Below are 13,044 nucleotides of genomic sequence, written 5' to 3'. Positions count from 1 at the left end.
GAGGGTGCGGCGCTCTGCTCAGGCCTTCTTGGCGGTCTTCTTCGCCGCGCGCTTCTGGCCGCGCGCGGAGTCGGCCATGTCGGTGGCCGTCGTCGCCGACGCCCGACCGGAGGAGGCGGCCTTCTTCGCGGCGCCGACGTTGGCCTGCGAGGCCGTCGCGGACGCACGCTTGCTCGCCTGCTTCGTCGCGGAGCGACGCGAGGCGCCCTTCTTCGCCGCGGCCTTCTTGGCCGGGGCCGCCGGCACGTCGCCCTGGCGCAGCTTCTCGCCCTCGGCGATCGTCATGACCTGGTGCCCGCCGAACTGGCCGCGCAGCGCCGCGACGGCCTGCATCGTCGGCGAGCTCGACTGGCGCGAGGCGAAGCGCGCGAAGAGCGAGGCCGAGATGACGGGCATCGGCACGGAGAGGGCGATGGCCTCCTCGACGGTCCAGCGCCCCTCGCCGGAGTCGTTGGTGTAGTCGGACACGTCGTCGAGGTGGGGGTTCTCCTCGAGCGCGTCGACCATGAGGTCGAGCAGCCAGGATCGCACGACGGTGCCGCGGCTCCACGCCTTGAAGGCACCGGGGACGTCGGTGACGATGTCCTTCTTCTCGAGCAGCTCGTAGCCCTCGGCATAGGCAGCCATGAGGCCGTACTCGATGCCGTTGTGGACCATCTTCGTGTAGTGCCCGGCACCGACCTTGCCGGCGTGGACGAAACCCTCGTCGCGCGGGCCGTCCGGCCGCAGCGCGTCGAAGATCGGCATCGCCCTGGTGACCCACTTCTTGTCGCCGCCGCACATGAGCCCGTAGCCGTTCTCGAGGCCCCAGATGCCACCGCTGACGCCGCAGTCGACGTAGCCGATCTTCTTCTCGCCGAGCAGCTTGGCGTTCTCGAAGTCGTCGGTGAAGCGCGAGTTGCCGCCGTCGATGACGAGGTCGCCCGGCTCGAGCAGCTCGGCGAGCTTGGCGACGGTCTCACGGGTCGGGTCGCCGGCCGGCACCATGACCCACACGACGCGCGGGGCCTCGAGGGCCTTGACGAGCGCCGGCAGCGTGCGCACGTCGGCGACGTCGGGGTTGCGGTCGAAGCCGACGACCTCGTGGCCCGCGCGACGCAAGCGCTCGCGCATGTTGCCGCCCATCTTGCCGAGACCGATGAGACCGAGCTGCATGTCGCGAGCCTTTCTGCGGGGGAGTCTGGCGGGGAAGCGTGCGGGGCGGAGCGGGTGACGCGGTTCGAGGCTACGCCTGCCCGGCGGCATACGGCACCGGGCGCTCGGGTGCGCCGCGAGCGCGGTGCGGGAGGTGGGTGTCAGCTGGCGAAGCGGACCGGCATGAGGACGTAGCGGTAGCTGGTGTCGGGCTCGGAGTCAGCCTCGGCCTGGCCGGTCAGCACGGCCGGGCGGCTCGGCTGGGTGAACGAGAGACGGCTCCAGGCGGTGCCGACGGCGTGCAGGCCGTCGAGGAGGAACTGCGGGTTGAACGCGATCTGGATCTCGGGTCCGTTGAGCGTGGCCTCGACGGCCTCGGAGGCCTGGGCGTCGTCGCCGGTGCCGGCCTCGATGGCGACCTGGCCGTCGGTGAACTTCAGCAGCACCGGGGTGTTGCGCTCGGCGACGAGGGCGACACGCTTGACGGCCTCCTCGAGCGCCGCTGTTTCGACAACCGCCTCGGTGTCGACCGACGTGGGGAAGATCGAGGTGACCTTGGGGTACTCGCCGTCGAGCAGACGCGTCGTCGCACGGCGCTGGCCGGCCTCGAAGCCGATGAGGCCGTCGCCGCCCTGGCCGAGCGCGAGCTCGACGGAGCCGGACGCACCGAGGGCGCGTGCCGTGTCGGAGAGCTGGCGAGCCGGGATGAGCGCGACGTGGCTCGCGTCGGTGGCCGACGGGCTCCACGTCAGCTCGCGCATCGCGAGGCGGTAGCGGTCGGTCGCGAGGAGGGTCACCTTGTCGCCGTCGATCTCCATCCGCACGCTCGTGAGGATCGGCAGGGTGTCGCCCTTGTCGGCGGCGATCGAGACCTGGGCCACCGCCTGGGTGAAGACGTCGCCGGCGATGGTGCCGCTCGTCTCGGGCGCGAGCGGCAGCGTCGGGTAGTCGGCGACCGGCATCTCGCGGAGCGCGAAGCGGGACGAGCCGCAGGCGACGTTGACCTTGCTGCCGTCGGTGCTGACGTCGATCGGCTTGTTGGGCAGGTTGCGCGAGATGTCGGCGAGCAGGCGACCGAGCACGAGCACCTGGCCGGCCTCGGCGACGTCTGCCGGCACGGTGATGCGCGCGGACACCTCGTAGTCGAAGGCGGACAGCGTCAGCGTGCCGTCCTCGTTCGCGTCGACGAGCACGCCAGCGAGCACAGGAACCGGCGGGCGCGCCGGGAGCCCACGGGCCACCCAGGTCACGGCCTCGGCCAGGACGTCTCGCTCAACCCGAAACTTCACGGTGCACTCACTTCGACGGGGAAGGACATTGGGGCTCAGACACTAGTGCCTGCCGGTGACTGGCACCACAGACACTCCCCGAATCGCCGAGGCGGCGAAATCACGCGATTGCCCGCCGGGTCCGTGGACCCTCTCGAGCCGGCCCTGGGCGTCCGGTCGGACCCTCGTTGTCGGGGCTCCCCTCTATGACTGGGATCTCGTCATAGTCATAGGTGCTGTGGATGCTGTGGACAACCGGCGTCGGTGCAGGTCAGCCTGCCGATGGGGGTGTGCACGGCGTGTGGGGTCGCGCCGGATGCGGCGGCCCCGCCCTGTGGACGGATCTCGGCCGTGCACATCGTCCTCACAGGAAGCCCGTGGGTTGTCCGCAGCTTTCCGGCCGTCGTCCACACGTTTCCACAGAGGCGTGTGGAAGAGCGGTCGGGATATGTCCGATTTGAAATGATTGATGACTAGTCACCTGTGCACGGTCCGGCCCACGGCTTCCACAGAGTTGTCCACAGGCGGTGGACAACTCTGTGGTCCTCGGTCTCGTCGCGTCTACGGGCCTCGGGTCACGGGGAGGTCACGCTGTGCACACAGGTGTGGACAAACCTGTGGACGGATGTGGACGTATGCCGTGTGCCTGGGCGGGTGCAGCCGTCCCGGAGTGGGCCGACTAGTCACCGGCCGGCGCGATGACGCACCGTCGCGAGGCCGCGAGAAGACACTCGAAGAGGGCCTCGCCGTCCGGAACCGGGCCCAGCTGGGCGAAGACCTCGCTCGTCACGGCGCCGAGCAGCAGGGTCCAGGCGGCCAGGCCCTGGGTCAGGGCGACGGCGTCGAGCCGCGTCAGAGCGAACATCGGTGCCTCGAGCAGTGCGCCGACACCGGCCTCGGCGCGCGCCGGCACGAGGCCGAGCCGCCGGGGGTCGGCGAGCCGGTCCGCTGCCCGGACGTCGTCGAGCAGGGCGACGAGAAGGACGAGGACGGCCGTGCCCGGCTCCTCGGTGCGCTCGGACGGGGCCTCGTAGTCCGGGACCGGAGAGCCGTAGATGAGCGCGAAGTCGTGCGGCCGGTCGGCCGCCCACGCGCGCAGGGCTCGGCCGATGGCGTCCCAACGTGCCTCGAGGTCGTCGTGGGGGACGGTGTCGTGGGCGCGGCGGACGGCAGCGGCGAGTGACCAGTACGAGTCGACGATGAGGCGGGTGAGGAGCTCGTCGCGACTCTCGACGTAGCGGTAGATCCCGGAGGAGACCATGCCGAGGTCGCGGGCGACGGCGCGCAGGCTGAGCGCGGCCGCCCCGTCAGTGGCCAGGTGCTCACGCGCCACGCGGAGGATGTCGGCCTCGACGGCGAGCCGGTTCCGGGCGCGCTTGCCCAGCGGGCCGGCAGGCGTGTCGGCGGGTGCATCGGCGGGTGCATGGGCGGATGCGTCCGCGGGTGTGACGTCGAACGGGTCCATGGACCGAGCCTGCCACATCTCGCGCGAAAATGTGAGCAGTGCTCTTGCTTTCGTCGCCGACTGCTGCCACCATCGAAATGTGAGCGGTGCTCACGCCACGATCTCGAAGGAGCAGACCATGACCCACCACCTCGTCCTCGGCGCCGGCGGCGTCGGCCGCTCGACGACCGCCGCACTCGTCGCCCTCGGCCACACCGTGACCCTCGCGTCCCGTTCGGGGCGGGTCGTCGAACGCCCCTGGCAGGACACCCACCCGGACGCGGTCGAGGTCGTCGCCGTCGACGCGAGCGACGCGTCCGCGCTGACGGCCCTGGCGCGCGGTGCCGCGAGCATCGTCAACGCCGTCAACCCGCCCAGCTACATGACCTGGGACACCGACTGGCCGCCCATCGCCGCCGCCACCCTCACCGCCGCCGAGGAGTCCGGAGCCGGCCTCGTCATCATCGGCAACCTCTACGGCTACGGCGAGGTCGAGGCGCCCATGCACGAGGACGACCCAATGCGGCCGTCCGGTCACAAGGGCCGCATCCGTGCCGACATGTGGACCGAGGCGCTGGCCCGCCACGAGGCCGGCCGGCTGCGCGTCACCGAGCTGCGCTCGAGCGACTACTTCGGACCGGGCACGACGCCGCGGACCAGCTACCTGGGCGATGTGGTCATCGACGCGCTGCTCGCCGGCCGACCGCCCCTCGTGCCCGCCGGCCGGGCCGACGCGGCCCACTCGTGGACCTACGTCCCCGACGTCGGCCGGCTCGCAGCCCGGGTCGCCGCCGGCGACGACGGCTGGGGTCGGGCCTGGCACGTGCCGACCGCGCCGGCCCGCACGTTCGACGAGGCCGCCGGCGACGTCGCGCGCGTCGCCGGCGTCAAGCAGCGTCGGGTACGCGTGCTGCCCCGGCCGCTCGGCACCGCGGCCGGCATCGTCGTCCCCTTCATGCGCGAGCTGCGCGAGACCCGCCACCAGTTCGAGCGGCCCTTCGTCCTCGACTCCGAGCTCACCCAGCGCACGTTCGGGCTCGCACCGACCCCGTGGGACGAGGCGCTGGCGGCGACCGTGGCCGCCCGGCGCGCGGCCAAGGCTGCGAGGCCGGCCCACGCGGGAGCCGCGGCCTGACGCCGACGCGGCCCGACGGCATACGCCATCGGGCCGCGTCAGCGGGCGTGCTCGGGTGTCAGTGCGACTGCTGGCGGATCCGGTTGGTCAGCTCGGTGACCTGGTTGTAGATCGCGCGGCGCTCACCCATGAGCTCGCGGATCTTGCGGTCCGCGTGCATCACCGTCGTGTGGTCGCGGCCGCCGAAGTGCTGGCCGATCTTCGGCAGGCTGAGGTCGGTCATCTCGCGGCAGAGGTACATCGCGATCTGGCGGGCCGTCACGAGCTGGCGCGAGCGGCTCGAGCCGCAGAGGTCCTCGAGCGTCACCGCGTAGTAGGCCGCGGTCACCGCCATGATTGTCGCCGCGGTCACCTGGTTCGGCGTCTCGTTGGGCAGCACGTCCTTGAGGACGATCACCGCTAGGGGCAGGTCGACCGCCTGGCGGTTGAGGTTGCTGAACGCCGTGACGCGGATGAGTGCGCCCTCGAGCTCGCGGATGTTCGTGCTGAAGTTCGTCGCGATGTACTCGAGGACGTCGTCCGGCACCTTCATCCGGTCCTGGATCGCCTTCTTGCGCAGGATCGCGATGCGGGTCTCGAGGTCGGGCGGCTGGACGTCGGTGAGCAGGCCCGACTCGAAGCGGGTGCGCATCCGGTCCTCGAAGCCGGACAGCTCGCGCGGCGGCAGGTCACTCGTGATGACGATCTGCTTGTTCGCGTTGTGCAGCGTGTTGAAGGTGTGGAAGAACTCCTCCTGCGTCTGCAGCTTGCCCTGGAGGAACTGGATGTCGTCGATGAGGAGCACGTCGACGCTGCGGTAGCGGTTCTGGAACGCGCTCGCCTTGTCGTCGCGGATGCTGTTGATGAAGTCGTTGGTGAACTCCTCGGAGTTCACGTAGCGCACGCGCACGTTGGGGAACATCGTGCGGGCGTAGTGCCCGATCGCGTGGAGCAGGTGGGTCTTGCCCAGCCCGGACTCGCCGTAGACGAAGAGCGGGTTGTACGCCTTGGCCGGGGCCTCGGCCACCGCGACCGCGGCCGCGTGGGCGAAACGGTTGCTCGCGCCGATGACGAAGGTGTCGAAGGTGTACTTCGGGTTGAGCCTGGTGTCGCCCGGCGAGCTGGGCTCGGGGCGCTGCTGGAGGCGCAGCGGCCCGCTCTCGCCACCGCTGAGCGGGTCGGGGCCGAGCTCCATCCGCGTCTGCGACTCGTAGGTCGGCTGCCGTGGCTCGTCGAGGTCGGCGCCGTTGAGCGCTGGTGCGCTCTCGGCGAGGTCGCGCAGCGGGTTGTGGGCGGCCTGGCCGTAGCCGCCGTTCTGGTGGCCGCCGATGGCCCCGGAGCCGTTGCCGGACGGGGAGCCGGAGCCGGCGCCCCCGATCTGTCCGGCGCCCGGACCGCTGCGCGAGCCGTCGTGGACCTGACCACTCGGCTCGTCGCTGATCATGCCGAGGTCCGTCTCGAGGCTCTCGTCGACCGAGACCGCGAGCTGGACCGGGTGGCCGAGCTGGCTCGCGAGGGCCTCGTGGATCTGCTCACGCACCCGCTGCTCGAGAAAGTCCTTGGTGAACGTGTTGGGTGCACGCACGAGCGCCGTCTGGTCGAGCACGCCGACGAGGCGGCACAGCCGGACGAAGGCGCGCTCCTGGTTCGACAGGCCCACCGAGTCGAGAGTGCCGAGCGTCTGCTGCCAGATCTGCGCGTAATCGACGCCTGTCTCGGCCACCTGATCCCACCTGCCCCTGAGTCAATTCCGTTGCACCTGTTGCGATCCCGGCTCGGTTCGTCTCGAGCAAGGGCTCGAGTGCGCCGGGGTCGGACCTGCGGGGTCCGTCCGTGTCCTGGTGAACGATGCCCTGTTGTCCACACGTTTGTCCACAGCCTGTGCATGGGGTGGCGAGGATCGTGAGAGTCGAAAACCTACAGCCGCAGGCTCGCCGGTGACAATCGAGTCGTCCACAGATCTCCGGCCGGACGGCGTGTCGGCTTGCAATCGCCGTGGGACCTTCGAGGATCGTGAGTTTTGGTCTGCTCGCCCGGGGCGGCTCCGTCGGTTTGACCCTCTCTCGACGGCTCCCGTATCGTTGACCGAGCGTGTCTGCGACCTCTTTCGCATGCCCATGGCCCCGAGCCCGGCCCAGCCGGACCCCCTCGGCCCTCCACGGGCTTGCCGATTGCGGTCGCATCGGCCACCGACAGCCCCACAACGGGAGCCGGACCGACGTCGTCGTGACGTCGGACGGGCCCCTGCAACCTACGGAGAACCTCGTGAGCAAGCGCACCTTCCAGCCGAACAACCGTCGCCGCGCCAAGACGCACGGCTTCCGCCTGCGCATGCGCACCCGCGCCGGCCGCGCCATCCTCGCCCGCCGCCGCAGCAAGGGCCGCGCCGAGCTCTCGGCCTGAGCAGCCGGAGGCCGCGGCGTGCTGCCGGCACGTCACCGACTGCGTGAGCGGACGGACTTCACGACGGCAGTACGCGGGCCCGGCGCCAGCAGAGCAGGCGGGCGACTCATCGTCGTGCATGCCAACCGGACCGATGCGCGTGCGGAACTTCCGCCGCGCGTCGGTTTTGTTGTGTCCAAGGCCGTCGGCAACGCCGTCGTGCGCAACCGGACCAAGCGCCGGCTGCGCGCCAGCGTCGCGACCCGGCTGACCGGCATGCCGACCGGCCTCGACCTCGTCGTGCGCGCCAACCCGGCCGCGGCGGAGGCGACGTGGGACGAGCTCGACCTCGCCGTCGGGCGCCAGCTCGAGAAGGCGTGCCGGCCATGAGCCCCACGGTCAACCAGGTGCTCGCGGCGCCCCTGCTGCTGGCGGTCCGCTTCTACCAGCGGTTCGTCTCCCCACTCTCCGGACCCAACTGCCGCTTCTACCCCAGCTGCTCGGCGTATGCCGTCACCGCGCTGACCCGGTTCGGACCGTTACGTGGTGGTTGGCTCGCGATCCGCCGGCTCGGCCGCTGCAACCCGTGGAACCCGGGCGGGGTCGACCCCGTTCCCCAGACGTGGGCGACGCGAAACGACGTGCGGCCGGAGGACTTCCGTCCGGCCGGAACCGCCGAGGACGAGCACGACCACCAGCACGACGAGCACGCCCCGCACGCAGTCCCGCACGCGGTCTCCCACCGCGAACCCACGACCTGACCAACCGGCATATGGTTGCCGATCAGTGGTGAGTGGCCCAGACACCTCGAGCCCGAGCTGAACCGGCCGGCCCACCAGACCACAGAGGAAACACGTGATCGACTTCTTCAACACCCTGCTCTATCCGATCAAGCTCGGTGAAGCCTGGGTCATGTACGGCTGGCACTGGCTCTTCGACAAGATCGGCCTCAACGGTGACCTGGCCGGCTGGGCCTGGGCCATGTCGATCGTCGGCCTCACGGTCGTCGTCCGACTCCTGCTCATCCCGCTCTTCGTGCGCCAGATCCACTCCTCCCGCCGGATGCAGCTCATCCAGCCGGAGATGCAGAAGATCCAGAAGAAGTACAAGGGCAAGCGAGACCCTGAGTCCCAGAAGGCCCAGCAGGCGGAGATCATGGATCTCTACCGGCGCACCGGGACCAACCCGTTCAGCAGCTGCCTGCCGATCCTCATCCAGAGCCCCTTCTTCTTCGCGCTCTTCCAGCTGCTCAACAACCTCAAGGCCCAGGCCGAGGGGGTGCCCGGCCACGACGCGATCGGCCCGATCACCCGCGAGGTGGCGGCGCAGATCGAGAGCTCGACGATCTTCGGCGCCAAGCTGTCGGACTCTTTCCTGACGCCGGGAGCCTCCCTCAACGTCAAGATCCTCACGGCCGTCCTCATCATCCTCATGTCGGCCACGACGTTCACGACGCAGTACCAGCTGATGCGCAAGAACATGCCCGCAGCCGCTCTGGACAACCCGTTTGCGAAGCAGCAGAAGGTCCTGCTGTACCTGATGCCGATCTTCTTCGCGATCTCGGGCGTCAACTTCCCGATCGGCGTCCTGATCTACTGGCTGACCACCAACCTGTGGACCATGGGCCAGCAGTTCTACGTCATCCGCAACATGCCGGCGCCCGGGTCCGAGGCCGAGCGCGCCCGCCGTGAGCGGATGAAGCGCAAGGGCAAGGACATGCAGGAGCTGACCGTGCCGGGCCTCGAGTCGACCGAGACCGTCCCCGACGACGCGGTCAAGTCGGGTCAGCGCCAGCAGCCGAAGGGCAAGAAGCGTGCCCGCACGCAGCCGACCAAGAACCGCCGCTGAGGTTCATCCACACACTTGTCCACACTGCCTTGGGGCCTCTGACCTGCGAAGACGTGAGTTGTCCACAGATCTGCCCCCCGGTGAACGAAGGAGTTTCCAATGAGCGACACCCAGGCCACGGACGTCGAGACGCCCACTGACGCCACTGCCGAGCCCATCACCGGAAAGACCACCGGCGAGACCACCGTGCAGGTCACCGAGGTGCCCGAGTCCACCCCGTCGGTCGAGGTTTCCCGGAGCGACGAGGCGGTGGAGACCGCCTCGTCGGCCGAGAGCTCGGACGCGACTGTGGACTCCGACGAGCCCGAGGTCGAGGACCAGGGCAACAAGGCCGACAAGGGCGAGAAGAAGTCGCGGGTCCGGATGCTCGAGCGCGAGGGTGAGGTGGCGGCCGACTTCCTCGAGACCCTCCTCGACATCGCCGACCTCGATGGGGACATCGACGTCGACGTCGACGGCGACCGGGCTGCGATCGCCATCGTCGACTCCGACGAGGGCCGCGTCCCGCGTCGCCTCGTCGGGACCGACGGCAAGGTGCTCGAGGCCCTGCAGGAGCTGACCCGACTGGCCGTGCAGGTCGAGACCGGCGAGCGGAGCCGCCTCATGCTCGACATCGCCGGCCACCGCGCGCAGCGTCGTTCGGCTCTCGTCGAGCTGGCCAAGGTCGCCATTGCCGAGGTGCAGGAGTCGGGGACGAAGCGCGCGCTCGAGCCGATGACCGCTTTCGAGCGCAAGGTCGTTCACGACGAGGTCGCAGCCGCCGGTCTCGTGTCCGAGTCCGAGGGTGTCGACCCGCACCGTCACATCGTCATCCTTCCTGCCTGACCACCTCCCGTTTCACGTGAAACGGGAATCGACCGCTGCATCCGAGACGGCATCCACGAGGAGTGAGAGCGCGTGACCCACGATGCTCTCGACCCGGCGGAGCTCCCCGCGACGCCGGCCGCGGCATCCGCGGTCTTCGGGGACCGGCTCGCGCTGGCCGAGCACTTCGTGGCGATCTTGGCGGACACCGGGATCAGCCACGGCCTGATCGGCCCTCGTGAGACACCGCGGCTCTGGGACCGTCACGTGCTCAACTGCGGCGTCGTCCACGAGGCGATCCCCCGGAGCGGGGAGACGCAGCAGGTCATCGACGTGGGGTCGGGTGCCGGTCTCCCCGGTCTGGCTCTGGCCATCGCGCGTCCCGACCTGGACCTGCACCTCGTCGAGCCGCTCGCCCGGCGCACCGGGTGGCTGTCGGGCACCGTCGCCCAGCTCGGTCTGACGAACGTCACGGTGCACACGGCGCGGGCCGAGACCATGTGGGACCGGCTGCACGCCCCGTGGGTCACGGCCCGGGCGGTGTCACGCATCGTGCAGCTCGCCGAATGGACGCTCCCGCTGCTCGAGTCGGGCGGCAGCCTGCTCGCCCTGAAGGGGAGCAGCGCCGTCGACGAGCTGGCCGAAGGACGTACAGCACTCACGCGTCTAGGCGTGATCGACGCCGAGGTGCACGAGTACGGTGGGGACCTCCTGGGTGACCCCACCATCGTGCTCCGGGCGACGATCGGCGAGGTCGTGGACCGTCGACGGTTCCGCTCGCGCCAGCCGTCCAGTGCCGGTTCGGCCCGCCGTCGGGCTGATCGGCCGCGCGGTTCGCGACGCTCCGACCCGGGAGCGGGCGGGCGTCCGCGCCATCAGCCATGATCGTGTCCAGACCATTTCGATGGATGACCCTCGCGGATCCAGCCGTGGGCCGTCCCTCAACCCCGGAGGTGCACTCCCTGTGACGATGTCGACCAACCTGGGCTGGCCGAGTGAACCCGAGCCGGGACCGGAGCACCGACGTCTCGGGTGGCTCGCGCGCATGTTGGGCGTTTCACGTGAAACGAGTGACGGGCAGCAGGCAGAGTCGGGACGCGAGACGTCGGGCGACGAGACGCAGGCAGCGAACGCTGCCGAGGCGGCGCACTCCGGCACCGGCGAGGTCGCGGATACCCTGTCTCCGGCGGACGCCACGTCCGGAACCGATGACGTGGCGGGGACGCACGACGAGGGTGCGGTCGACGAGAGCACCGTCGACACGGAGCCCGTCGACACCGAGCCCGTCGACACGGAGCCCGTCGACACGGAGCCCGGCGACGACATCGCTTCGGATGACGGGGCCGGCGAGCGTGGCCCCGGGACGGTGGAAGCGCACGTCGAGCCCACGTCGTCCGACACCGAGGCGCCGGGCGCGCAGCCCGATCCCCTCGAGCTCGGGCACGACCTTTCGGCCTCCCACGAGCCGCTGCCGTCGACCGAGCAGCCGCTCGCCGACGAGACCGCGGCCTTCGGTGAGGGTCAGGTGATCGAGCCCGCTGCAGGAGCGGCACCCGACGACCGGCCGGTCGAGGACTCGGGTCTCACACCCTCGGATGCCGAGGTTCCGGGGGTCGAAGCGGCGCACGACGAGCTGCCGGCCCCTGTGGACAACGCGGTGGATGACGCTCCGGGAAATGCCTCTGTTGAACGGGAAATCACGTCGAACGAGGCTGGGGACAACGCTGTGGACGAAGCCCGACGCGCCTCCGAGCTCAGGGCCGACCATGCCGATCGTGAGGCCCTCGCAGCGGCCATCCCGACCGCCGGCCAGGACACGCCGCTGGCGATGGAGCTCGCCGAGAACGCCCGTCGCCGCATCCAGCTGACCGGTCGTCCGTTCCCGAAGCCGGTGGGTCCACGGGTCCTCACCGTGGCCAACCAGAAGGGCGGCGTCGGCAAGACGACGACGACAGTCAACGTCGCGGCCGCCCTCGCGCAGTCGGGACTCAAGGCCCTCGTCATCGACCTCGACCCGCAGGGCAATGCCAGCACGGCCCTGGGGATCGACCACCACGCCGAGGTGCCGTCGATCTACGACGTGCTCGTCGAGGGGACCCCGCTGCTCGATGTCGTGCAGCGGTGCACCACGGTGGAGAACCTCTACTGCGCACCGGCGACGATCGACCTCGCCGGTGCCGAGATCGAGCTGGTCTCGCTCGTGGCGCGTGAGTCGCGCCTCCAGAAGGCGATCACTGCCGCAGCCGAGGCCGGACACGAGTTCGACTACATCCTCATTGACTGCCCGCCCAGTCTGGGCCTGCTCACCGTCAATGCCATGGTCGCCGCCAGCGAGGTCTTCATCCCCATTCAGTGCGAGTACTACGCCCTCGAGGGTCTCTCGCAGCTGCTCAAGAACATCGACCTCGTCAAGCGTCACCTCAACCCGGCGCTGCACGTCTCCACGATCCTGCTGACGATGTACGACGGCCGGACGCGCCTGTCGGCCCAGGTCGCCGACGAGGTCCGCGAGCACTTCCCCACGGAGGTGCTCCGGACGTCGGTGCCCCGCTCGGTCCGGGTGTCGGAGGCGCCGAGCTTCGGCGAGACCGTGATGACCTACGACCCGGCCAGCAGTGGGGCTCTCGCGTACCTCGAGGCGGCGGGTGAGATCGCCGACCGCGGAGCCGCCGGTCGCACCTGACCTCGACACGATCCTCGTCCCGAAACGGGGCCGTCACCGTCTGGTGACGGCCCCGTTTCACGTGAAACGCGCACTGGCATCCCGTTTGAGCTGAGGAGCGCTGCGCCCGGCGGCCGCTCGATGCACCTCGAGACGTCGCAGAGTCCAGGTGAAACAAGAAGAAGTCGCTGAGCGGCTCGACAGGGTGGGGTAGGCGTGTCACTGCCAGTCCCGTCGACGCTCGTTTCACGTGAAACGAGACGGACGCGGCTCGGCGTCAGAGGACCCGGGCGTCCAGGCGCACTCTCCAGCAGGGGGACGACGGGCCTGTCACGGCCACCCACCGTTCCACGTGAAACGTCGTGAGACTCGGAGCGACCGGCGTCGT

General features: G+C 70.0%; 13 protein-coding genes. 8 read left to right on the top strand and 5 right to left on the bottom strand.

Features of this window, described 5'->3' with window-relative positions; all coding sequences use genetic code 11:
• Window positions 1-18 precede the first annotated feature (18 nt).
• The 3 genes from gnd to ASH01_RS20275 all read right to left on the bottom strand — a co-directional run bounded on the left by gnd (window position 19) and on the right by ASH01_RS20275 (window position 3,867).
• Window positions 19-1,155 carry a phosphogluconate dehydrogenase (NAD(+)-dependent, decarboxylating) gene (gnd, locus tag ASH01_RS20285; RefSeq protein WP_056780463.1) on the bottom strand — a complete coding sequence of 379 codons (1,137 nt, stop codon included), beginning with the start codon at window positions 1,153-1,155 and terminating at the stop codon, window positions 19-21.
• A gap of 140 nt (window positions 1,156-1,295) precedes the next feature.
• A complete protein-coding gene (dnaN, locus tag ASH01_RS20280; protein WP_056780461.1) occupies window positions 1,296-2,423 on the bottom strand; it encodes a DNA polymerase III subunit beta in 1,128 nt (375 codons plus the stop codon).
• Window positions 2,424-3,081: 658 nt separating this feature from the next.
• Window positions 3,082-3,867, bottom strand: a complete 786-nt coding sequence (locus ASH01_RS20275; protein ID WP_082620065.1) for a TetR/AcrR family transcriptional regulator — start codon at window positions 3,865-3,867, stop codon at window positions 3,082-3,084.
• A gap of 118 nt (window positions 3,868-3,985) precedes the next feature.
• On the opposite strand from ASH01_RS20275, the gene ASH01_RS20270 reads away from it, so the two are divergent.
• On the top strand, window positions 3,986-4,981 hold the full coding sequence (locus ASH01_RS20270; protein WP_056780858.1) for an NAD-dependent epimerase/dehydratase family protein: 996 nt from the start codon (window positions 3,986-3,988) through the stop codon (window positions 4,979-4,981).
• 58 nt (window positions 4,982-5,039) lie between these two features.
• On the opposite strand, the gene dnaA is transcribed toward ASH01_RS20270, so the two are convergent.
• Window positions 5,040-6,683 carry a chromosomal replication initiator protein DnaA gene (gene dnaA / locus ASH01_RS20265; RefSeq protein ID WP_056780458.1) on the bottom strand — a complete coding sequence of 548 codons (1,644 nt, stop codon included), beginning with the start codon at window positions 6,681-6,683 and terminating at the stop codon, window positions 5,040-5,042.
• 542 nt (window positions 6,684-7,225) lie between these two features.
• On the opposite strand from dnaA, the gene rpmH reads away from it, so the two are divergent.
• From rpmH to rsmG, 6 genes are all read left to right on the top strand, one after another.
• Window positions 7,226-7,363: a 50S ribosomal protein L34 gene (rpmH, locus tag ASH01_RS20260; RefSeq protein WP_020141619.1), complete on the top strand. Its 138-nt coding sequence runs from the start codon at window positions 7,226-7,228 to the stop codon at window positions 7,361-7,363.
• A gap of 18 nt (window positions 7,364-7,381) precedes the next feature.
• Complete coding sequence (gene rnpA / locus ASH01_RS20255; protein ID WP_056780456.1) at window positions 7,382-7,732, top strand: ribonuclease P protein component; 351 nt, start codon at window positions 7,382-7,384, stop codon at window positions 7,730-7,732.
• A complete protein-coding gene (gene yidD / locus ASH01_RS20250; RefSeq protein ID WP_056780855.1) occupies window positions 7,729-8,103 on the top strand; it encodes a membrane protein insertion efficiency factor YidD in 375 nt (124 codons plus the stop codon). Before rnpA ends, yidD begins: the two co-directional genes overlap by 4 nt.
• A gap of 94 nt (window positions 8,104-8,197) precedes the next feature.
• Window positions 8,198-9,190, top strand: a complete 993-nt coding sequence (gene yidC / locus ASH01_RS20245; protein ID WP_056780454.1) for a membrane protein insertase YidC — start codon at window positions 8,198-8,200, stop codon at window positions 9,188-9,190.
• Window positions 9,191-9,289: 99 nt separating this feature from the next.
• On the top strand, window positions 9,290-10,015 hold the full coding sequence (locus ASH01_RS20240; RefSeq protein WP_056780451.1) for a Jag family protein: 726 nt from the start codon (window positions 9,290-9,292) through the stop codon (window positions 10,013-10,015).
• A gap of 72 nt (window positions 10,016-10,087) precedes the next feature.
• On the top strand, window positions 10,088-10,879 hold the full coding sequence (rsmG, locus tag ASH01_RS20235; RefSeq protein ID WP_056780448.1) for a 16S rRNA (guanine(527)-N(7))-methyltransferase RsmG: 792 nt from the start codon (window positions 10,088-10,090) through the stop codon (window positions 10,877-10,879).
• Between the two features lie 172 nt (window positions 10,880-11,051).
• Here rsmG and ASH01_RS20230 read toward each other — a convergent pair whose 3' ends face one another.
• Window positions 11,052-11,456: a hypothetical protein gene (locus ASH01_RS20230; RefSeq protein WP_156415684.1), complete on the bottom strand. Its 405-nt coding sequence runs from the start codon at window positions 11,454-11,456 to the stop codon at window positions 11,052-11,054.
• A 366-nt stretch (window positions 11,457-11,822) separates the two neighbouring features.
• Here ASH01_RS20230 and ASH01_RS20225 point away from each other — a divergent pair, with 366 nt between their 5' ends.
• Window positions 11,823-12,677: a ParA family protein gene (locus tag ASH01_RS20225; RefSeq protein ID WP_056780853.1), complete on the top strand. Its 855-nt coding sequence runs from the start codon at window positions 11,823-11,825 to the stop codon at window positions 12,675-12,677.
• Window positions 12,678-13,044: the final 367 nt, after the last annotated feature.

It is taken from the genome of Terrabacter sp. Soil811 (genome assembly GCF_001429655.1).
GTDB lineage: Bacteria > Actinomycetota > Actinomycetes > Actinomycetales > Dermatophilaceae > Terrabacter.
Note: the sequence above shows the minus strand (reverse complement) of the source record. Positions and strands in the feature narration are given on the sequence as shown.

Excerpts from the sequence above, each read along its gene's own strand:
- ASH01_RS20275 (WP_082620065.1), bottom strand. The coding sequence starts at position 3,867 with ATGGACCCGTTCGACGTCACACCCGCGGACGCATCCGCCCATGCACCC.
- gnd (WP_056780463.1), bottom strand. The coding sequence starts at position 1,155 with ATGCAGCTCGGTCTCATCGGTCTCGGCAAGATGGGCGGCAACATGCGC.
- ASH01_RS20240 (WP_056780451.1), top strand. The coding sequence starts at position 9,290 with ATGAGCGACACCCAGGCCACGGACGTCGAGACGCCCACTGACGCCACT.
- ASH01_RS20270 (WP_056780858.1), top strand. The coding sequence starts at position 3,986 with ATGACCCACCACCTCGTCCTCGGCGCCGGCGGCGTCGGCCGCTCGACG.
- ASH01_RS20225 (WP_056780853.1), top strand. The coding sequence starts at position 11,823 with ATGGAGCTCGCCGAGAACGCCCGTCGCCGCATCCAGCTGACCGGTCGT.
- yidD (WP_056780855.1), top strand. The coding sequence starts at position 7,729 with ATGAGCCCCACGGTCAACCAGGTGCTCGCGGCGCCCCTGCTGCTGGCG.